22 protein-coding genes and 1 pseudogene are annotated in these 21,132 nt (G+C 42.3%); 16 read left to right on the top strand and 7 right to left on the bottom strand.

Going from position 1 to position 21,132, the window contains the following annotated elements; all coding sequences use genetic code 11:
• Positions 1 to 7: 7 nt before the first annotated feature.
• Positions 8 to 916 carry a transcriptional activator NhaR gene (gene nhaR / locus NI389_RS18930; protein WP_308363039.1) on the bottom strand — a complete coding sequence of 303 codons (909 nt, stop codon included), beginning with the start codon at positions 914 to 916 and terminating at the stop codon, positions 8 to 10.
• Positions 917 to 1,395: 479 nt separating this feature from the next.
• Here nhaR and NI389_RS18925 point away from each other — a divergent pair, with 479 nt between their 5' ends.
• The 4 genes from NI389_RS18925 (at position 1,396) to NI389_RS18910 (ending at position 5,604) form a co-directional block, all read left to right on the top strand.
• Positions 1,396 to 1,797, top strand: a complete 402-nt coding sequence (locus tag NI389_RS18925) for a phosphate ABC transporter substrate-binding protein (RefSeq protein WP_308363037.1) — start codon at positions 1,396 to 1,398, stop codon at positions 1,795 to 1,797.
• 16 nt (positions 1,798 to 1,813) lie between these two features.
• Positions 1,814 to 3,010: a porin gene (locus NI389_RS18920; RefSeq protein ID WP_308363036.1), complete on the top strand. Its 1,197-nt coding sequence runs from the start codon at positions 1,814 to 1,816 to the stop codon at positions 3,008 to 3,010.
• A gap of 82 nt (positions 3,011 to 3,092) precedes the next feature.
• Positions 3,093 to 3,506, top strand: coding sequence for an alternative ribosome rescue aminoacyl-tRNA hydrolase ArfB (gene arfB, locus NI389_RS18915; RefSeq protein ID WP_308363035.1), 414 nt, complete (start codon positions 3,093 to 3,095; stop codon positions 3,504 to 3,506).
• Positions 3,507 to 3,996: 490 nt separating this feature from the next.
• A complete protein-coding gene (locus tag NI389_RS18910; protein WP_308363034.1) occupies positions 3,997 to 5,604 on the top strand; it encodes a hypothetical protein in 1,608 nt (535 codons plus the stop codon).
• A gap of 595 nt (positions 5,605 to 6,199) precedes the next feature.
• Here the strand turns inward: NI389_RS18910 and NI389_RS18905 are convergent.
• Positions 6,200 to 6,928, bottom strand: a complete 729-nt coding sequence (locus NI389_RS18905; protein WP_308363033.1) for a 5-oxoprolinase subunit PxpA — start codon at positions 6,926 to 6,928, stop codon at positions 6,200 to 6,202.
• Positions 6,929 to 7,012: 84 nt separating this feature from the next.
• Complete coding sequence (locus tag NI389_RS18900) at positions 7,013 to 8,782, bottom strand: glycoside hydrolase family 3 protein (protein WP_308363032.1); 1,770 nt, start codon at positions 8,780 to 8,782, stop codon at positions 7,013 to 7,015.
• 132 nt (positions 8,783 to 8,914) lie between these two features.
• On the opposite strand from NI389_RS18900, the gene NI389_RS18895 reads away from it, so the two are divergent.
• Positions 8,915 to 9,265, top strand: a complete 351-nt coding sequence (locus NI389_RS18895; RefSeq protein ID WP_308363031.1) for a VOC family protein — start codon at positions 8,915 to 8,917, stop codon at positions 9,263 to 9,265.
• A 67-nt stretch (positions 9,266 to 9,332) separates the two neighbouring features.
• Here NI389_RS18895 and NI389_RS18890 read toward each other — a convergent pair whose 3' ends face one another.
• Together NI389_RS18890 and NI389_RS18885 are read right to left on the bottom strand one after the other, a co-directional pair.
• Entirely contained in the window at positions 9,333 to 10,064 is a 732-nt protein-coding gene (locus tag NI389_RS18890; protein WP_208844981.1) for an MBL fold metallo-hydrolase, read from the bottom strand.
• Positions 10,061 to 10,678 carry a chemotaxis protein gene (locus NI389_RS18885; protein ID WP_208844982.1) on the bottom strand — a complete coding sequence of 206 codons (618 nt, stop codon included), beginning with the start codon at positions 10,676 to 10,678 and terminating at the stop codon, positions 10,061 to 10,063. Before NI389_RS18885 ends, NI389_RS18890 begins: the two co-directional genes overlap by 4 nt.
• Positions 10,679 to 10,896: 218 nt before the next feature.
• Between NI389_RS18885 and NI389_RS18880 the strand changes: the two genes are divergently transcribed.
• The 10 genes and pseudogenes from NI389_RS18880 to NI389_RS18835 all read left to right on the top strand — a co-directional run bounded on the left by NI389_RS18880 (position 10,897) and on the right by NI389_RS18835 (position 18,870).
• Positions 10,897 to 11,538, top strand: a complete 642-nt coding sequence (locus tag NI389_RS18880; protein WP_308363030.1) for a thermostable hemolysin — start codon at positions 10,897 to 10,899, stop codon at positions 11,536 to 11,538.
• Positions 11,535 to 12,983: an AMP-binding protein gene (locus NI389_RS18875; protein ID WP_308363029.1), complete on the top strand. Its 1,449-nt coding sequence runs from the start codon at positions 11,535 to 11,537 to the stop codon at positions 12,981 to 12,983. Before NI389_RS18880 ends, NI389_RS18875 begins: the two co-directional genes overlap by 4 nt.
• Positions 12,984 to 12,993: 10 nt before the next feature.
• Complete coding sequence (locus tag NI389_RS18870) at positions 12,994 to 13,683, top strand: TenA family transcriptional regulator (RefSeq protein ID WP_308363028.1); 690 nt, start codon at positions 12,994 to 12,996, stop codon at positions 13,681 to 13,683.
• Positions 13,680 to 14,468 (top strand): SDR family oxidoreductase, encoded by a 789-nt coding sequence (locus NI389_RS18865; RefSeq protein WP_308363025.1) that lies wholly within the window; start codon positions 13,680 to 13,682, stop codon positions 14,466 to 14,468. The genes NI389_RS18870 and NI389_RS18865 overlap by 4 nt, the downstream gene beginning before the upstream one ends.
• Positions 14,465 to 15,115, top strand: a complete 651-nt coding sequence (locus NI389_RS18860) for a hypothetical protein (protein ID WP_308363023.1) — start codon at positions 14,465 to 14,467, stop codon at positions 15,113 to 15,115. Before NI389_RS18865 ends, NI389_RS18860 begins: the two co-directional genes overlap by 4 nt.
• Positions 15,115 to 15,773: pseudogene (locus NI389_RS18855) on the top strand (response regulator). The gene NI389_RS18860 and the pseudogene NI389_RS18855 overlap by 1 nt, the downstream one beginning before the upstream one ends.
• Positions 15,774 to 17,084, top strand: coding sequence for an ATP-binding protein (locus NI389_RS18850; RefSeq protein ID WP_308363021.1), 1,311 nt, complete (start codon positions 15,774 to 15,776; stop codon positions 17,082 to 17,084).
• Positions 17,074 to 17,424 (top strand): cupredoxin domain-containing protein, encoded by a 351-nt coding sequence (locus NI389_RS18845; RefSeq protein ID WP_208844990.1) that lies wholly within the window; start codon positions 17,074 to 17,076, stop codon positions 17,422 to 17,424. The genes NI389_RS18850 and NI389_RS18845 overlap by 11 nt, the downstream gene beginning before the upstream one ends.
• Entirely contained in the window at positions 17,414 to 18,160 is a 747-nt protein-coding gene (locus NI389_RS18840; RefSeq protein WP_308363020.1) for an iron transporter, read from the top strand. Before NI389_RS18845 ends, NI389_RS18840 begins: the two co-directional genes overlap by 11 nt.
• On the top strand, positions 18,157 to 18,870 hold the full coding sequence (locus NI389_RS18835; RefSeq protein WP_308363019.1) for a hypothetical protein: 714 nt from the start codon (positions 18,157 to 18,159) through the stop codon (positions 18,868 to 18,870). The genes NI389_RS18840 and NI389_RS18835 overlap by 4 nt, the downstream gene beginning before the upstream one ends.
• A gap of 119 nt (positions 18,871 to 18,989) precedes the next feature.
• Here the strand turns inward: NI389_RS18835 and NI389_RS18830 are convergent, their stop codons facing one another.
• Positions 18,990 to 19,694 (bottom strand): hypothetical protein, encoded by a 705-nt coding sequence (locus NI389_RS18830; RefSeq protein WP_308363018.1) that lies wholly within the window; start codon positions 19,692 to 19,694, stop codon positions 18,990 to 18,992.
• A gap of 300 nt (positions 19,695 to 19,994) precedes the next feature.
• Here NI389_RS18830 and NI389_RS18825 point away from each other — a divergent pair, with 300 nt between their 5' ends.
• A complete protein-coding gene (locus NI389_RS18825) occupies positions 19,995 to 20,204 on the top strand; it encodes a cold-shock protein (RefSeq protein ID WP_308363017.1) in 210 nt (69 codons plus the stop codon).
• Positions 20,205 to 20,341: 137 nt separating this feature from the next.
• Here NI389_RS18825 and NI389_RS18820 read toward each other — a convergent pair whose 3' ends face one another.
• Positions 20,342 to 21,067 carry a substrate-binding periplasmic protein gene (locus NI389_RS18820; protein WP_308363016.1) on the bottom strand — a complete coding sequence of 242 codons (726 nt, stop codon included), beginning with the start codon at positions 21,065 to 21,067 and terminating at the stop codon, positions 20,342 to 20,344.
• Between the last annotated feature and the right edge of the window lie 65 nt (positions 21,068 to 21,132).

Here is a 21,132-nt window from a genome sequence, read left to right as displayed (position 1 = left end):
CCCTTTGTTACTCTTCCATTTTGCCGACTTGCTGAGCATACCGAACAAACTCTGAATAAATCGCGTCTTTGATAAGTCTGTCTGGAGTGAAGGCATAATAGTGTTGATAGACGTTGTCGATGGGACCAACATAATGAACATCATAGCGCTGCTCAATTTCAGTTTTTAGCGCAATCGGCGCTGGGAAAATACCGAATCCTTGCTGACCCAACGCGTGCATGAGTGCACTATCATCGACATGGCCAGAGACTGATATTTCCAAATTCAGTTCATTTAGCCAGAAGTAGATTGCGTTGGTCATAGGGCTGTTTTTTGCAGGTAAAATAACGGGGCTTGCTTGAAGTGATTGCGGGTAATTTTCCTTCACTTGTTCAAATAAACTCCGCGTCGCAAAAAAACCAAGCTGACTCTTTCCCAATTCATGGGAAAACACTTTAAAAGGCGTAGAGCTGTCAAGTGGCTTATCGGCCAACACGAGGTCTAATTTGTGTGTGGCCATTTGGGCAAGTAACTCAGCTTGTTGGCCGTCAATGCACTGTAAATTGGTGATGCGTTCATTATCAATAAGTGGTGCGAGCCAATTTGATACCTGGGACTTCGGCAAGGCATCGGAAATGCCAACTTTTAGTGATCGCACAATATTGTGGGTATCACTTTGGGTTGTTTCCAGCCATTCTTGCGCGATAGCAAACATATCATCGGCATATTGTTGCGTTAGTTTACCAAACTCCGTCAGTTTCAATCCTCGGCCCTCACGCACAAACAACGGTTTTCCTAAACGGTCTTCCAGTGCACTAATTTGTGCACTAATCGTTTGAGGCGTCAGGTAAAGCACTTTGCTTGCAGCCGCTATGCTGCCATGTTGAGCAACTTGCCAAAAGTAATACAGGTGATTGTAGTTTATGTTTGTAATCATTCGCTAAATTCGATGTTTAAGTAAGAAATAATCAGCTTTTTTCTTTGTTCATACGTTAGTAGATTTAAGGCGTACAGACAAGTCTGTACGATAAAGTTTAATTGATAGGTGTTTTTTAGAACGGATGATGACAGAGCATTCGGTTTCTGGAGACTTATTTGTGATGCAATAAGTTTTCAATAAAGTGCCTTGAGATTGAGCTTTGTTCTCCAGTTTCATGTTCCAATTGGTGTGCAATCAAAAGGAGGAAAGAGGCAGAACAAGATATGCAATTTACAGTTATTCCCAAGCACTTGCTGCGGCATGGATGCCGCATTCTTTTCAAAAACGTACAAATTCATCGAAAATGCTAAAAATAGCATAAAAAATTCCTATAAAAATTAGAAAATTACCCAATAATCAACTAGTATCTCCGGTAAATTACTCTGCGCGCTAAAACGGAGTTTTGCGCTTCCCATGGAAAATCCACTGGAGGTTTTATGAAACTACTTTACGGACTTCTATTTGCCTCAATGACGGCCGCGGCTGATGTGAGTGTTATTGTACACCCAAGCAACGCAAACGCTGTTGACGCCTCAACGATCGAAAAAATCTACACCGGAAAAGTGAAAACGTTTGCAGACGGAAGCAAAGCTACGCCTGTTCGTTTATCAGAAGGTAACCCTGTTTCAGAAGAGTTTAATACAAAAGCATTAAACAAATCGGCCAGCCAACTTAAAGCGTATTGGTCTAAGCTTATTTTTACAGGTAAAGGAACGCCACCAAAAGAAATTGATAGCGATGCCGAAATGCTAAAGCTTGTTGCTGCAAACCCTGATCATATTGGTTTTGTCGCATCCGGTTCGGTGACGGGTGATGTCAAAGTGGTTTTCAGCTTCTAAGATAAGGAACAAATAAATGAAAAAAACGCTAGTTTCTATAAGTATCGCTTTAGCTTGCAGTGCTTCATTCTCTGCAACTGCTGATTTAAGAATTAATGGTTTTGCGTCTGTTTATGCAGGTCAAGCAACGAACGATAAGCAAAAAGTTTATGGCTACGACGACGATGCAACATTTTCAAATGAATCAAAATTTGCAGTACAAATCTCCGCTGATTTGACGGAAGGTCTAACGGCGACTTCGCAAGTGATTGCGCGTGGTAGTGACGACTATAACGCGGAATTTGAATGGGCATATATTACTTATCACATTGATGATTCATCTCAAGTAAACGCGGGTAAAATGCGCATTCCTTTCTATAAATACTCTGACTACTTAGATGTAGGTTACGCTTACCGCTGGGTTCGTCCACCACAATCTGTGTATGGTTTAAGCTTTTCGACTTATGAAGGTGCAAGTTACTTAAGAACGGACACGCTCGGTGAATGGGATTCGAGTCTTCAATTGCTTTATGGAAATCTGTCAGAAGATATTGTTGCTTACACGTACGCTGATCCCGCAGAGATGAAATCAATTTGGGGTATCAATTGGACTATGAGCCGTGATTGGTTTAGCGCACGAGCAGCGTATTTAGTCGCGGATGTGTCAATAGATGAAGTGAACTCAGCACCTCTGAGCCAATTGATCGCTGGTTTAAACAGTTACGGTTTAAGCAATGAAGCGTCAAAATTGCAAACCAATGAAGACAGCGGTTACTTCCTCGGCGTCGGTTTCAGCATTGATTACAATGACATTCTTGTTGATGCTGAATATACCGAACTTGAAGTAGATGACAGTGTTCTTGCGCCACAAGAGCAATTCTTTGTGTCTGTTGGATACCGAATTGGTAGCGTAACAATCCACACGACTTACGAAGAAAACCAGGATAAACATAATGCTTCACGCTTTGATTCCGTTCCTTTGACAATTAATCACCCACAGCTTGGTACTATCCCGGTCACTACGGATCCAACTAATCCAAATGCCCCTACGCTGCGTGCGCTAACCAATGCCGCGTTGAATGGTGTGCATGTCGATACATCAACTTGGTCCGTTGGTATGCGTTATGACTTCCATCCGTCAGCTGCGTTCAAGTTAGATTACTCGTCGCTTGATAATAATGTAACGAATACACGTACCGGTGTTGTGACAGCTGGTGTTGATGTCGTTTTCTAAAACCTTTTCCCAACTTATTGGATAAGAAGGTTTCATCCCAGCTTAAGACTCGGTAAACTTGGGGCTTAAGCTGAGGATGATTATGTTAAAAATTTCAAATTCCGTGAGTATTGGTGATTGGGAAATTGAACTGACTGCGATCCGTGCACAAGGTGCTGGTGGTCAAAATGTTAATAAAGTTTCATCAGCAATCCATTTAAAGTTCGACATACCTCGTTCAAGCCTACCTGAATTTTACAAAGAAAAATTACTTGCCCTAAACGACTCACGCATTACTAAAGACGGTGTCGTTGTCATCAAAGCGCAGTCCTTTCGGACACAAGAGCAAAATAAAGAAGATGCACTAAGTCGACTACAAGCACTTGTCGCGTCGGTTAATCGAATAGAAAAGGTACGAAAAGCAACTCGACCCACACTTGCTTCCAAAAAAAGGCGCTTAGACGGCAAATCAAAACGCAGTTCGGTGAAACAAAATCGCAAGTCAGTTGACTTTTAACCTTTCAACTCGTGCTCAATCATAGCTTCTCGTTAATATGCTTAAAGTTTCAGAGAAAATCATAGATTTTTCTATTTTGAGCGTGCAACGAAATAAGAGAGCCGTACTTAGGTGACCTGCCTTTCCTAACTTGAGTGCTGAGCTTACGTTTTTTGGTGGTACTCACAGGAATCTTGCTGGATTATATGCTTTTCAGGAACTTAACGGATTCAAAAAGTTAAATTTTCGTCAATTTGAATTAGATTTACCTGAGTAGCTGTGCTAGATTATATGAGCCTGTATAAGGTTTAGCTTATGGTTGGTTTTCAACCTGCTTAATTGATCAGGGAATGATTAAGTCCCTGTGTTTTTAAATTTTAAATATCATTGCATTGTGCCGGTGTGATGATGCTCTGCGCTTATTCATTAAGTGTTAACGAGTTTGTTTAATATGACTAATTCAATTGCTTGTGAATGAGTCGTTTTGATTTAAGGAATACAAGGACTGCTTATGCTTACCAATAAAAAATCGTTTTTAGCACTGTCTGTTGTCTCTGCACTGGCATTGACAGCATGTGGTAGTGATAATGATAAAAATGTTACCGTCACACCTCCAGACGTAGTTGAAGTTGTGCCACCTTCTGAACTTATTACAGAACAACCTTCTAAGGTATTTTTGGCGAGTGTTACTGACTCGGCAAATGCAGATGTATTGGTTGGCGCATCTGTTGCTTTTGTGGTAGACGGTGTTGCTGCCACTGAGCTAACAGATGTTAATGGGAATTCGTTAGCTTCTGCTGTTGTTGATGAGTCGGGGAGTTTTACGTTTTTGAGCAAAGAAGGTGCTACAGGTGAGGTTACTGCAATTGTAAATCAATCTGGCTATGCTTCGAAAAGCTTTATTGTAAACTTGGACGCAGAAGTTGAGGAAGGTTCAAAAAATATACCTCTTGAATTTTCTCTTGTTAAAATAGCTGGTAGTAGCTTGAAAGAAAGCACCCAAGCTGTCCCTGTCGATGGTGCAGTTACATCAGCAGAATTGAAATTGGAATCTTCAACTGAAAGTGGAAAGGGTAAAACCGACGTTGCTATCGATGCGAGCACAGAATTAAGAGATGCTAACGGTGCTCCGGTAAGTGGCGGCGACGTGTCATTATCTGTATTGGCTGCTGATTCTAGTAATGGCAGTGTTGGTGCGATTATCCCAGAAGGTTTAAACGCAGCTGGTGCGGCTAATGTTGCTAAGCCCCTTGGTGTTACTAGTGTTAACATGAAAGCTGGCACGACAAAGATAAAGCAATTTAGTAAACCAATTACACTCACGACAACTCTGCCTGCGAGTAGCGGTGTGACAGTTGGTCAAGAGCTTGACCTAGCATCACATAATGAAGATACGGGTAAATGGCAAAATGAAACGAACAAAGCTACCGTAGTAGCTCAAAATTCAGATGGTACGTTTACTGCTCGATTTAAATCTGACCATTTGACTTTCTTCTCAGTGAATAAAAACGCACCTGTTTGTCAAAGCGGTGTCTCTTTGAATGTGACTAGCGGTACTGTCCCAGCTCGCGGTTTAGCTGTCTCAATCACTTCAACGGATGGCTCAATTGGCAGTTATTTACGTGGTAGTTCAAAACAGATAGTTTCTGGTAACGCTACTTCCAGATATGGCATCAGTGCGGATGCGAAAGCTAACGTTCGAATTTATGATTACTCTGGTAACGACTGGTATAACTCTAATGGTGAAATTAACGTTTGTGGTACTATCCCTGTAACTCTGGGCAATCCAGTTCAAACGTTTGATTCAGACTTTTCATTGGTTGGCACGTGTGCTTCTACACAAAACGGAACAGTTGCTGTAGATCTGTCTGGTTCAGTAGTTACTTATGCTAAAAATGGTAAAGCTGCCTCTGTTGCGACTTCTTTAGGTAATTCAACGTTTAGATTATCTGGCTTAGAGGCTAACTCATCTTATACAATTCGTTCAACCGTTCGAGGAGTTCAGGTGTCTTCAGGTGGTCAATCTGTGGTGACAACCTTTACTACGGGTGCTGCAGGTAGCCCTATCTCTCAACCTGTAACTCTAACTTGTACTACTAGAGTCGTAACGGGTGGGTAAGATCTTTATATAGATCTTAATGCTAGTTAAAATTATTAGTGCCTCTTACTTATAGTTTGGGGCACTTTTATTTCTCCCAGTTTGTTTTTTGTAGCAATAGTCAATTTTAATACGTGACGCTTTCGTATAACTTAGTTTTAAACAAATTTTATAGAATATTCATTTTAAAACGACCAAATAAGGCTGCATCATCAATATTGTGACTGTAAAATTCATTTATTTAAATTCGAAGAGTTAAGTATATGGGAGGGTTGACAAAAGATTCAGCTTTTCATGGTTAAGATTGATAACTTGTTAATTCTTTTTCGTCAACAAGAGTATTGCTAATATGCTTCTTGTGGTTGATTCAAATTTAATAGCTTATGTATTGAATTTAGCGTATTGCTATTAAACTAAGATAGATGAAAAAGTTACATATACCACTGTATTGAGAAAGAAAGCGACCAAATTGAATAATCTTTTGCAGGACAATAGCAGGGCTACTACATAATTGTCATTCGTTGAAACGGGCTCATTAACCATTCTCAATACCAATTAAGGGCAGCATTTTAGATAATTCATATAGCGTCATTTTTGTCATGTCGAGTGCGTAGCCTTAGCTCATTAACATCGCTTTTATTTTTTTCATTTCGGTAATCCCATCAAGGTTATCCCCGTGAACACACAATGTGTCCGCCTCTAAATAGAGCATTTGACCAGTTTCTGTTATGATGCAACCATTGTTTGCCAATTGCTTTACTTGAATAAGTACTTGTTCCTTGTCATGTACAGCATTGGGTTTTGTACGTGACACTAGTTTACCTTCATCAGTATAAAGTCTATCAGCGAAGGCTTCGAAATATAGGGATATACCATACTGGCTGGCCAGTAGCCGATGTTCATCTTGTTGCTTAGTAGCTAGCATCATTAATTTCAAATGGTTTGAATAGCTACTAATTGCCTGCATAACAATTTTGAGTAATTCAACATCATCCATCATGTCGTTATATAATGCACCATGCGGTTTAACATAATCGAGCGTAACGTTTTGAACTTTGGCCATGCCCTCAACAGCTGCGATTTGATAATGTAAACAATTAATTAGCTCTTTGGGCTGCAGTTTCATACTACGACGACCAAAGCCTTCTTTATCTGGGTAACTTGGATGAGCGCCAATTTTTAGGTTATGCTGTTTCGCAAGTGAAAGGGTTTTTGCTATAACAACGGGGTCACCGGCATGAAAGCCACAGGCAATATTTGCAGCATCGATATAAGGCATAACTTCACTATCGAGACCCATTGTCCACGCACCAAAACTTTCCCCTAAATCACAATTTAACCACATGACAAACTCTCTCAGTTTATTTCGATAAAACTTTCTAACTCGAATTACAACACTTTTCTTGATTAACGCTCTTCAAAATTCATATTATTTAATCGTCACTGGCAATACTCCACTTGCTTGGTGCTTGCCAAGAATGACTTCCGAAAGAGCAGTAAATGCAGGCCCAGAGACTTCAAATTCTGAATCCACGTCGATGTTGTACGCATAGCTTGCAAGTACGGCATCGCTGAGCTTCGAGAAGTCCGCTATTTCATATGGTGCGCGCAGGCTGATGAAAACGGTTTTTTTCCCCATGTCTTGAGCATAGCCCATGAGTTTCATTAATGTCTTGGGCTGTTGAGCAGCCTGCAATCTATGTGACTTCAATAGTTCAACATCTTCTGCTCCGCCGATTTCTACAGCGCTTTGCTGAGGAGATGCATGAGCCGCAATGAGAATATTTGCCTGTTCAATATGATGTTTTACGACAGTTTCATCTAGTGCTTGCAAGCTTGAATAAGTGATTGATAGATAGCTATTTATCTTTAACATCGCTTGTTTCAAGGCTTCACCTTTGCGACTATCAGGGGTGATAATGTGTAACTTATGCGTGCGCGTAAGTGGCAATACGTTGTCGTTTTTTACAAGAGTGATTGAATCGAGCGCGAGTGCTTTTTCAAGCGCTCGATGTGATGGATTACCAATAACCGATTTTGCTTGCGCTAATGAGTGAAGATTAATGCTTTTCAGAGATTTTTTCAGCGTCAACACACGTTGTAATGATGCATCTAAAAGTGTTTTTGATATGCGCCCTTTTACAACTTCTTCCGTTAGATTGTCCATAAAGGCATTAAATCGGTGAATGTCAGCAATTGAGCGAATAGGCACTGGCATTAGCGCTATATCGACACCCGCGTTGAACGTTTCAATCACGGCTTGAAGGGGGTCAAAAAACGCGCTTATGCCGGCCATATCAAGCGCATCTGTAATAGTGACTCCTTTGTAGCCTAATTCGTCTCTTAGCAGCTCAGTCATAATCTTCTTCGACATAGTAGCGGGGCGTACCATCGCTTTACCACCTGAACTCGTTACAGTGGAGTCATCTAGATTCGGATATTGAATGTGGGCTGTCATAATCATCCCAGGTGGGGCTGTTTTGATTATTTCAGCAAAGGGTTTGAGATCCGTTGCAAAGATGGTTTGCTTATCATGTGAAACCAGTGGCAATCCGGTGTGACTATCTACATGCGTATCGCCGTGTCCGGGAAAATGTTTCAACGCGCTAATGACACCAGAATTTTCCATAGCTGTAACCTGAGCTGCGCCGAGTTTCGCGACGATTTCAGGGTCTTCCCCAAAAGAACGCACGTTTATTACCGGATTACTCGGGTTCATATTTACATCAACGGTTGGTGCAAAGTTTACGTTTATGGCAAGGTGATTGAGTTCTTTAGCTATCACAGAGGCGACCTCTGTCGCGTAATAGGTGCCTTTGCGCGGATATGTTGCACCTATGCTCATGTTACCCGTAAAAGAAGTCGCTTCTTCACGATTAAGTCGAGCGACACGGCCTCCTTCTTGATCAATCGCTATAAATAGTGGAACTGATTTTTTGTTGCGTTGATTTGCGGCTAAAAGCTCTGATGTAAGTTGGAAAGTTTGTGAAATCGTCTGAGTATTTTCAGAAAATAAAATGACACCACCAATATGGTGTTTTGCGATCACCTGAGCGAGTGGTGCTGGGAGTGTTGTAACTGGAGTTCGGCAAGTTGACCCATTTCCTTTTTCACAAAAATAACGGAAGTCCAACATGATTTTTTGTCCAAGGGCAAAACGAATATCATCTTGATTCAATGCGATGGCGTGGTGCGGCATAAGAAACCCTGCTAAAAACACAAAAAGAGACAAAAAGTGACGCAAATCTAATCACCTAACTGCTAAACTTAAGCTTAATGTAACATGGTCAGTGCACACTCGCAGTGCTTTTTGAAAAAACGGAGTTTGTTTATGCAACACAATCATTTGGATTACGTCGAGTTTCCAGCTGCTCATATTGACAAGACACAACGCTTTTTTGAACTTGTATTTGGTTGGCGTTTTACCTCCTATGGACCAGAATATATCGCATTTGATAATGCCGGATTAACTGGCGGCTTTTATGCCAGTGATCTTTGCTCGGAAAGCGAGCGGGGTGGCGCGTTGCTAGTGATCTATAGCCAAGATTTAGAAGACACATATGACATTGTTAAGCGAAACGGGGGTCAGATAGTTAAGGAAATTTTTAGCTTTCCGGGTGGGCGCCGTTTTCAATTTAAAGAGCCAAGCGGCAATGAACTTGCAGTTTGGTCTGATCTTTAACAAAGGTCATTCGGTTTAAGAGAAAGTTGAAACGCGCTGATTATACAGCGCGATTTGGAATGGTTGGCTAACTTGCAATGCCGACGTCGAGCTTGGCAAACCAAGCAAGGAATTCCTCGACCATTTCACCTTTAAATACGCGACCATGTTGAGGAGCCATGATTTCAATATCAAGTTCTCGCACTCGCGCAATCCAATTTGCTTTGGCTCTGTTCGAGGGCATCCATCGTTTGTGGAAATATTCCATTTTTTTTACATGACTACCAAAATCTTCTACGAACATTGGGGCATTGTGATCTTCAAGTGCGGCGCCAATGTCACCGCTCATCAGAATTTTTGCCGCAGGATCATACACGTTAAAGTTACCTGAAGAATGCAAGTAATGTGCAGGGATAAACTTTAAGGTGGCACTACCGACCCTCACTTCGCCACCTTCGTCTTTGATAGGGACGTAGGTAATGTTTTCCATTCCAAAGTGACGGATAAAACCTTCCCAAAGCCACGGCGCATAAAGCTTAGCATTAGGTATGGTTTTGTCCCAAAGTCCAAGAGAGCTGATAATGTCAGGGTCTTGATGAGATGCAAACAGCGACGTAATGTTTTCAAGATCGATGTGTTTCAAAATACCGGCAAGCATCGGTGAAAAAAGTTCGATACCACCTGGGTCTAGAATAATCGCTTCACTTTGGCTGGAAATGACATATTGATTTGTGTCGATGATTTTTTCAGGTTTGCTTTCATCACGCCCAAGCACCAACCATCTGTGCGTTGTGGATTTATATAGTTCCGTCGCTTTCAACGCATCGCTCCTCTTAATTGACTGATCTCTTTTAAATTATCGCCTACAGCTATCTTTATTTTTTGAGCGGCGCCGGCAATAAAGTCCGATACCGATTGTAAACTGTCGCAAAATTCCCCCGCGTTAGAGGCTTCAACGCGGCTAGTCACGGCAATGTATTCTGCACTTCTCATGTGTTTTTGAATGTCTTCGAAAAAGCCAGCAAGCTCAAATACCGCGGATTCAAGCTCTCGAGTTTTTTCCAATAACTGTTCATTTGCGGAGAACTTGAGTTTTCCGAGCACACTTTTGTCGGTCATTGCTTCGGCTCGGAGTAAATGGTCACGGAATTCACTGCAGCGCACTACAGCGAGCGCCATTGCAAAAAGTCGATTTGATAGTTCAGCTATCGATTTAGTTATGCGGATGGTTTGATCGGAGAACTCATCAATGAAATTGGTGATGGGTTTAAAACCAAACGCAGAATCTCCCGCTCGTAATGCGACAACTCGGGCATTTTTTGCCGTTAAAGAGAGATTTTTCGCCTCTAGTAAAATCACGTCTAAATTGGCGATGATGTTTGCAACCCTAACAAAATTGTCGATTGCTCGCGCATGGGCATTTAAATGGTCCATTGCTGCCTCTTTTGCAACTCATTGCATCAAAGCATAGGTCAGAGTTCGTTAGGGCGCACGCTTTTCTCCAAATTTTTTTGAACTAGATCAATCAGCTTTGGATCGTTTGCTCAAAAAAACGACGCGATAAAAATTTTTCAAATATTTTTTCCACTTAAGGTTCACTTAATTTTGGGTTTCTAAATTAGTCAATAGGAACAGAGAAAGAGGTAAACATTATGAGTGCATCAAATGCGAGACAATTAGAAAATGATCCTCCAATGGTTGTAGCAAAGATTGGCGACACATATCGGGCCTACTTGGAAATGCAAATTCAACAGGGCTTTGCTGCCGCTTTTGATGCTGACATTCATGATTTTTATCCACTCTTAAGCCAATTATCAAACGGTCGTGGTGAATGTGTGCTTGGGCTAAGGTTTGCTGAAGATGCTACTTTGTTTCTTGAAAGCTATTTAGACAAACCGATTGAGCGCTATTTGCCTGAGTTTGCTTCGCGTTCGGAAATTGCTGAATTGGGTAACCTCTATTCAACACATCGTAGCGCAACAATAGAACATTTTATTGTAATTGCACGGGCGTTGCTGTCACAAAACATCCACTTCCTAGCGTTTACTGGCACATTACAAGTCAGAAAGTTAATGCAGCTTTTGCAAGTACCCGTCATTGAACTTGGTGAAGCAGACGCTAAGTGTGTCGAATCGGCGAAAGACTATGGTACGTACTACGAAGCAAATCCTAAAACGTGCATTGTTGACTTGCGTTTAGCAAATCAAACTATTGAGTCTGTTGCTCTTTATTCGAAAATTGCAATACAAGTTGAACCTCATATCGAAAAATTAAAAGCAGGGCTAATTGCATGAATGACTTATTAAAACTGTGCCCACACCAGCCACTCGATATCGCATTGTTGAATGATGATAAAAGAGTCACTTTTTCCGAGCTAGCGCTGATCACTCAGTGCGTTGCCGACCAAATTGACGGGTACGAGAGTAATGTTATTGCCAGTTTGATGGATAACTCTCTTGCTTGGGTTGTATTCGATTTGGCGCTTATATCAAGCAAAAAGGTTCATTTACCATTGCCACCATTCTTTACTGAAGAACAGAGAAACTACGCGTCTAAGTCTGCAGGTGCAAAAATTCTGGTGTCGGATGCACCGCTCGATGGATTAGAACTTATCGAGCAATTTAATGTGTTTGGTTCAGAGTTATACGTATACAAGCAAGATGTTGAGCAAGTAAACCTCCATGTTGGGACGCAAAAGATCACCTTTACGTCAGGGTCGACTGGTCAACCGAAAGGAGTGTGCCTTTCACTCGAGAATCAACTCACTGTCGCCAAAAGTTTAAAAGAGAAAATAGCAGTTCCTTGGCCTACACACTTAAGTGTGCTTCCTTTTTCGGTGCTGTTAGAAAATGTCGCGGGTATTTACGCGCCGCTATTAGCTGGAGGCAAAGTAATCGTATCGAGCCTAACGCAGCTTGGTTTTTCGGGTACTTCACTGTCCGACCCGACAGCGTTCTTAACGCGTATTGTAACAACCAATCCGGAAACCATGATTTTGGTTCCTGAACTGCTAAAAGTGCTAGTTCTAAGTGCATCGACAGGTTGGACCGCGCCAGAGAGTCTATCGTTTGTTGCGGTTGGTGGAGCGCAAGTGCCGAAAACCTTATTAGAAGCCGCTCAGGCATTCAATATTCCAGCATTTCAAGGTTATGGTTTATCTGAAGCCGGCTCGGTTGTTGCGCTGAATGTGGGTACTCAAGACGGGAGCGTCGGCGAAATACTTCCGCATCTAGATGCCAAGGTTGTCGATGGTGAATTATGTGTAAAAGGCCCGCTATTCCTTGGGTACTTAGGACAACCTGCTTTCAATCAAGGTGAGTGGTTAGCCACGGGGGATTTAGTTGAAATGGTTGAAGATCGGGTTGTCATTAGCGGCCGGTCTAAAAATCTGATTATTTCGAGCCTTGGACGAAACATCAGCCCTGAATGGCCTGAGAGTGCGCTTCAAAGTGCTCCTTGGTTGCTGCAATGTGTTGTTTTTGGTGAAGCACAAGCCTTTCTCGTTGCGGTCATCTACGCATTGCCAACAATTACAAATGAGCAAATAGAAAAACACGTTGAACAAATTAACCTTCAGCTTCCAGCGTATGCCAAAGTCAATCGCTGGTTTAGGCTGAATACACCTATGTCACCAGAATCAGGTCTGTTGACGGCAAATGGTAGACCAAAAAGAGATGCAATTGCGCTTCATTTCCAAGACGAAATTGCAGAACTCTATCAAACATCACGAATTGCTTAGGAGAGCATAAATGACTTCATTTTACGATATTTTACAAGCGGAAACTCAAGCAGAACGTGAGTATTTGACAAGTGCCCCGATTATTGCGGACGTATTTACTGGTAATATTTCAACAGGCCAATACGTCTCTTTTTTACAACAAGCTTATCACCATGTTAAGCACACCGTGCCACTGTTAATGACGTGCGGCGGAAAACTTGATGATTCTAAAGAATGGTTGCGTGAAGCAATTGGTCATTACATCGAAGAAGAAATGGGCCATCAAGAGTGGATTTTGAATGACATCCAAGCATGCGGATACGATAAAGAAGTCGTTCGTCACAGTACGCCAAGTTTTGCTGCAGAAATGATGGTGAGCTATGCGTACGACAGCATCAATCGAGTAAATCCATTGTGCTTCTTCGGCATGGTGAATGTACTTGAAGGCACATCGATAGCGTTAGCTGATAACGCAGCCAAGATGATCCGTGAAAAATTGGATCTACCAAGAAAAGCGTTCAGCTATTTAACGTCTCATGGTGCATTAGACATTGAACACATCGACTTTTTCAAAGGTTTGATGGAGAAAATTACGTGCCCTAAAGAGCAGGCTCTCATCATTCATAGTGCAAAACGCTTTTATCGACTGTATGGCGATGTGTTTCGCGCTATCGAGGCAAATCCAGCAGTACCTCTTATGAATAATGAGGAGGTTGCATGAGTAAAAAATTAGCCGTAGTGACCGGAGCAACTGGCGGGATCGGTGCGGAAATAGCAAAAAAATTAGCGCAAAGTGGTTGGCGTTGCCTATTGGTTGGACGAAACGAAACCGCATTGGAAACGCTCCGTAAGTCACTTGGAGAAGGCCATGAGATCATTGTCGAAGACCTACAAGATGAGCGTGCAATGGCTGCAATCGCGGTGCGTGCGGACGCGTTAGGTGGAGCGGCATTACTCGTGAATAATGCGGGATTGAATCAAATGTTGCCTTTCGAGAACACGCCAAGTTCCATGATCTTGAATCAGCTGTGCGTGAACTTAGTTGCGCCAATGCGACTTACACAAGCGTTACTCACGCAACTAAAACGTACTCACGGTACGATTGTCAACATTGGGTCCGCGTTTGGTGCCATTGGTTATCCATATCAAAGCATTTACTGCGCGTCCAAATTTGGACTTCGAGGTTTTACCGAAGCGTTATCTCGGGAATTGGATGGAGAGGTGCAAGTAAAGTATCTCGCACCTCGAGCAACCGATACGAAAATTAACGATATGAAAGTACGAGCGATGAACGAAGCATTGGGGAATAAAATGGATTCGCCAGAATTGGTCGCCAATGAATTCATGACACTACTCAATTCGTCAGCGAGACGCCGTGCTATAGGGTTTCCAGAGAAGTTCTTTGCAAGACTAAATGGACTCCTCCCAGAACTTGTCGACTCGGCCATTATTAAACAGTTAAAAACCATTAAATCATTCTTAGGAACTAAGGAGTCATCATTATGAAAATCAAAGCATTTATTTTAGCAAGCAGTGCCTTGTTCTGTACTCAGCTCTGGGCTGGGAATGATTTCTTAGCGGACCTAAGCGCGGTTCAACACAGTTGGGCTACTGTGAATTATGAACTGCAGGATGATGCAAAAGAAAAGGCGTTTGAAGCGTTAGTAAAAGAAAGTGAAGCGTTGGTAGAGCATTATCCTGAAAAAGCAGAAAGCCATATTTGGCATGGAATTGTTCAGTCTAGTTTTGCTGGTGCTAAAGGTGGTTTAGGCGCATTGGGTCTTGCTGAAGCAGCAAAAGATGAGTTAGAAAAAGCCATCAAAATTGATGAGAATGCGCTGCAAGGCTCAGCACTAACGAGTTTAGGTACGTTATACGCGAAGGTTCCAGGTTGGCCTATTGGTTTTGGTAGCGACAAAAAAGCCCAAAATTTTTTCAAAAAGTCATTAGAAATTAACCCAGATGGTTTGGATGTTAATTACTTTTACGCCGATTTTCTCTATGATGAGAAAAAATACCAAGCGGCTTTTGAACATTTGCAAAAGGCAAAGTCAGCACCTAAACGTGATGGTCGTGAGAAAGCAGATAAATATCGCCAGCTTGAAGTTGATGAGTTATTGGCGAAAGTAGAAAAGAAACTGAAAAAGCATTAATGAGATTATTATTAGTTGAAGATGATGCCCTTCTCGCTGAAGGGCTTATACACTCGCTGCAAAAGAAGGTTACAGTGTTGATCACGCGCCTACGTTAGCTGCTGCGGAAAACCTGTTGAGTGAAAACAATACGGAATTAGTCGTTTTAGATTTAGGTCTTCCAGACGGTGATGGCCTAAATCTGTTAAAGACCATTCGACGTAAGAAAATGGCGATCGCGGTTATTATCCTAACGGCGCGCGACAGCATTCAAGATAAAATTTCGGGTCTTGATTTAGGCGCAGATGACTACCTACCTAAACCATTTGAGCCAATTGAACTTTTTGCGCGTCTTCGTGTAATTAGCCGTCGTTTTACTCAAACAACGTCGAGTGTTATCAAGCAAGATGGAATTGAGTTGGATTTAGCTAGTCACTCCGCATCCGTTGATGGCGTTGCGCTCAATTTACCACGTAAAGAATTCATGTTGTTAAAAGCATTGATGGAAAATGTGGGGCGAGTGTTATCTAAAGAACAGCTTGAAAATAAGCTTTATCAATGGGGTGAAGAACTTGGTTCGAATGCGATTGAAGTTCATATTCACCACCTTCGTAAAAAACTCCCTAAAGATACGATTAAAACATTACGTGGCATTGGTTACGTGATGGGTAAGAAGTAAATGACAACGGCCCCAGTCAAACGTTTGTCCATTAACTTAAGGTTGACGTTAATCATCTTGTCCTGCCTTGTACTCACGGCATTTATGGCGCTGCTACAAGGTTATGAGACGAGTTTTAACGAAGCGGAAAAACAGTTAGATCAGCAGCTTGTTAGCTTGAGTCAGGTATTAATCGAGACGCCAGTTGCCTCTTGGCCGGAACAAAACGAGTTTTATGCGAAACTTTGGCAAGGTGAAGAAACTGTATACAGTGCTGCACTTTTGCAAAGCACTCCACAAGAAGATTTCCTAAAATCTGAATTCAAAACGGTTAATGTATCAGGCAAGCGGCTCAGGATTTATGCCGCGCAAAAGGAAGGCAAAACGCTGCTTCTGGCTGAGCCCGTAAATAAACGTTTTGCACTGATTGAATCGCTGATCGTGTCGGCGATGACACCCCTTGTACTCATAATGCCCTTCCTCGCGCTTGCCATTGCTTGGTATGTAAGGCGAGCATTAAAACCGTTAACCTTACTTTCCAAGGAGCTTCAATTTCGACGCGCGAATGATTTCACACAGCTTAATACGAGCTCTGAAGACGCAGAAGTAGCCCCAGTTATTGAACGGATGAATAGTTTGTTCAAGAAAGTCGAGGCAGCGTATTTAAGAGAACGCTATTTCGCCTCCGATGCCGCCCATGAATTGAAAACGCCCATTAGTAGTTTGAAGGTAAATTTGCATAATGTCGCTTCAGGCGATATGCATGGTATCAAAGCTATGGAGCTTGGTATTGCTCAGCTTAATCATATTGTTGAGCAAATGTTGACGCTTGCGCGTACAGAGCCGGATACGTGGCAAAACCAATTTAGCGCAAAAGACTTACTGATCGTGACGCAACAAATTGTGGCTGACAACTATGCCAAGATAGACGCTAAGAATCACCAAATTAGTCTGCAAGGTGATAGCGCAACCATTCAAGGATGTGATTTCACTTTGAATACGTTACTGGGAAATTTGCTGAGTAATGCGGTTAAGTACACACCGCAAGGTGGCGAAATTAAACTCGAGCTGATTCAGAAAAATAACCAAGTAGGTTGGCGTATTGAGGATTCTGGACCTGGCATGACCGATGAGCAAATCGCGCGCGTTTTTGACCGATTTTATCGGGTTGGGGGTGATAAACACCCCTCAGGTGAAAAAGGTGCGGGCTTGGGTATGGCAATTGTTCAACAAATAATTGCAATTTATCATGCTAAAATTGAACTATCTCGTGCTAGTCTTGGCGGTCTTATGGTAACAGTATGGTTTAACAAGGAGTCAGATGAAAATTAACGCTTTTTGTCTTTTATTGACGTTTAGCGGATTTTTTATCAGTACACTTGCTTTTGCGAGTGACAGCTTTCTATTGGTACTTGAAAACCACCTGTTCACGCCCGCGAAAGTCGAAGTGCCAGCAGGAAAGAAAGTTCGCTTAGTGATTGAAAACAAAGACGCCGAACCTGAAGAGTTTGACAGTTTTGATCTGAATAGAGAGAAGGTACTTTTTCCCGGTCGTAAAAGTGTTATTTACATCGGTCCGTTAGAACCGGGTGAATACCGTTTTTTTGGTGAGTTCTCACCAAACACAGCGCAAGGGGTAGTGGTCGCGAAGGAGCCAGACAATGCTTCTTAACACTGTGATTATCAGTATCAATCAATGTTTACCTATCGCGTTGTTATGGGTTTTATTGCGTCAAGTCGTTAGCGACAACCGTATCTCGAACAGACAATCATTGAATGCGACCATTTTGGGTGTTGGGCTGAGCATTGTATACCTAAATTTAATCGGTACGGTGAGTCAGTGGTTCGACTATCGAGGGCTCGAAATTACCCAAATGCTAATGCTCACCGCACTTTACATTGCGATGATTATGAGTGTCATCCATCACAACAGTCGCTGGCCGCAATTTGCAATGGTCATCGCCATAGTGGTTTACCTCAGTAATTTCTTAACCTATATCGTTGGCTTTGCTTCTGCAGAGGCGATGCAATCTCTTGCTATTGGCACCATGCTGGGAATGGGCATTTGTTTTAGCTTCAGCACACTGCTTTATTTCTTCCTTGCAAATGCAAATGTACGTGCACTGCCAATGCTGTTGTTAGCCTTATTCGCATTACATGCAGGCAGCAAAATCGCGATTGCCGCGGATCTAGGGGCGCAAATAGATTTATTGCCAACCTCTTCTGGCGTTTACGATTTGCGGCTCATTTTGGATGAGCATTCGGTAGTCGGCCGAGTGTTGAGAGCGCTCATGGGATATGAAGCAAGCCCGGGGCTTGTCAGTTTAGTGGCCTATATTGGCAGCGTATTATTTTGTTTTTTTATCATCGCATCGGTGCAACGTCGTAACTTAAGGAGTCTTGCATGAAACGAGTAACTGCGTTTGTGTCAGTTTGGTTATGTGTGGCGTTGTCGCCAATTTTTGCACGGGCAGATGGGATGGTCGTGGATAAAGTTTATCATCCTTATGTTTTGCCAAACGAAAAAGCGGCAGAATGGCGATTACACTCAAGACAAACGGACACTAAAAACTATTTGGCACAACGTTTTGGTTTGGGCTTTGCGATAGCGGAAGGACTTGCCATTGAGGGTTTCGCGATTGGCGAGCGGAATCCAAACGACAGCGACAATTACGATTTAGCTGCGTTTGAAGGAGAAGTTCGTTGGCAAATCGTTGAACAAGGTAAGTACTGGGCTGATTGGGGGCTATTATTTGAACTTGAAAAACGTACTAAAGAATCAGCTTACGAAGCGACAACCGGTGTCATTTTCGAAAAAGAGATTGGCAGAACTAGTTTAACGATGAATGCTTTTTTAATCAGGGAATGGGGAAAAGACATTGAGGACGAATGGGAAAGCGAGTTCCGTGCTCAATATCGTTACCGTCTTGTTCCTGCATTTCAACCAGCGATAGAGGTTTACGCGGGGCAGGACTTCTTTGGCATTGGCCCCGGATTTATCGGCCTTTACCGTTTTGAAGGTCAGCGCCAATTAAAGTGGGAAGCGGGATTCATATCGGAAATCGGCCACAATGGAAAGGACCATAGTTTCCGCTTAGCGCTGGAATACGAATATTAATCGCTGATAAAAAATGTGACTGTATGTGTGTTTTTGAGGCATACAGTCACGGTTACTCGTAACGCGTTTCAAATTTAAAGATTTATTATCAGAGCATGACCTAATAGCCCAACGTTTTTCTATTCGTTGGTGTTTTGTTTACCTTGGTTATGCCGCCTCTCTAATTCCTCTTCTATGGCTTTTCCTATCACGGGTGCAATGCTCGCAAATCGCTTATGTAATATGTGATAAGCTTCGGATGAAAAAAGTGGATGCATCTGTAAGTGTTGCAAGCTTTCGGGGAGCGGCCATTCGCTTGAAACAATATAAATGGCGTAATTAAATCGATGCGTATTTAAGAGTTCTGGTAGTTTTCCTAAAAAATTAAGCGGGTAAAAATTACGGTTACGTGCTGAAGGGTACTGGCTGGTGATCACTCTTTTTGATTGGTCGGTGGCCACAATCGTTTCAGGACTTGAAATCAAAACCGAGTTGTCACAAGTCACTTCTGGGGCACAAAGGAGTAGATATTCAACGCGAGTCAAGGGTGGGCCCACTTTCATAATGTTGGAAAATGGTGCAAATATCTCTTGTGCATGGATCACGTCGCCATCAGTGTGTCCTGCATCTATTTCTTGCAATAAACGATGTGCAGGAAGCTCGATAAAATCCGCATCGACGCCTGCTCGTAGGTAAGCACTTTTGACAATTGGAAGTGCGAAAGAAAGCACAGAAGGGTGGTTTAGATACGAAATCCGCAGTTGTGTGGCCGCTTTTGGCTCACTTGCAAAGGTGTATGTACAGAGACTACAACTCAGTAGTAAAGCTTGCAACAAACGGGTCAATTCGTTCCCCTTCCATCAATGAATTGTCGCTATTTTACCTTATCCAAGAACCCGCGTTAACGTGCTAGATCAACTAAGTTAGACACGCTTGAATTATTTTTTATACCGACCCCAAATACATTGACTTGGTCTATGAGTGGCAATAAGATGGTGAAGGACAGAAAAGTCCGTCGTTTGAAATTCCATTACGTTGTCTCGCGTTTGCAAGCTGTAGTACCGTCCTGAAGTTTTAAGCTCCGTATTTTTTTGATCTTTAAAATGCCTTCGGGCACAAATGTTTAATATTTAGGATTTAGTACTATGTCAAACACTGTAACAGGCACCGTAAAGTGGTTTAATGAATCAAAAGGTTTTGGTTTTATTGCACAGGAAAACGGCCCTGACGTATTCGCTCACTTCAGCGCTATCGAAGGTAACGGTTTCCGTACGCTAGCAGAAGGCCAAAAGGTTGAGTTCTCTATCACTCAAGGCCAAAAAGGTCCTCAAGCTGAAAGTATTAAAGTTCTTTAATATATAGAGCTACAGAATTTGATGAAAGAGCAGGCCCAGGCCTGCTTTTTTGTTTTTAGGTTCGACAACTCATACCAGTCATAAAGGTGCTCAATTGCACGCACAGCCCCGCTGTTACTGCTTATCCGTCAATTCGACTAGTTGAGGTGAAGCACTTCGGAATAAACAGCCGATTTGGAAATGTACTGATAAGCACTGAGTAGCGCCTGATATTGTTCTTCCGGTAAATCTTTATTCGCCGCGAGATAGCCTTTGACAAATAATTCAGGAACAGGGAGCGCAAATTTAAACTGATCTTCAGGTAAATTGAGTTCTTTCGCCATATTTTTAATCAGACGTTTGTCATCAATCACAAAATCGATTTTATTTGTCACTAACAGTTGATATGACTTTTCAATATCACTGGTGACGACGACGTCAAAGCCCATTTCAGTGAGAATCGTCTGAGCAATATCGTTACGTTGTACGGCAATTCGGTAGGCTTTGGCTTGCTCTACGGTCGCTAGAGCAATATCGTCTCTATAACTATTGGTGACAAATCCAAGCTCAAATACGGCTACAGGGCCAATCCAACGAAAGAGTGTTTCTCGCTCGGTTGTTCTGGCAATACTATAAATCAGCGCATTGCGTTGATTTTTTGCGAGATGGTAGGCTCGAGCCCATGGTAGTAAAGTAAAATCGCCTTCAAGATTGGATTTTGACAGGATCATTCTCACTAGTTCCGTACTGGAACCAGTCACTTCGTTATTCACCATTGTTTGATTGGGTGGGGACAACTCAGTCAATACTTGCAGCTTTGCCGACGCATCAAAAGTGAGCGCAGAAACAAAGATTACAACCAAAGCTCTAAAAAATGACTTCACAATCAACAACTCCAGCTAGAACTAAATTAAGTATAGTCGACTGCCTCTTGATAGAGAAAGTGAAT

This window comes from Pseudoalteromonas xiamenensis, assembly GCF_030994125.1.
GTDB lineage: Bacteria > Pseudomonadota > Gammaproteobacteria > Enterobacterales > Alteromonadaceae > Pseudoalteromonas > Pseudoalteromonas xiamenensis_B.
This window is presented reverse-complemented; position numbering and strand designations above follow the sequence as displayed.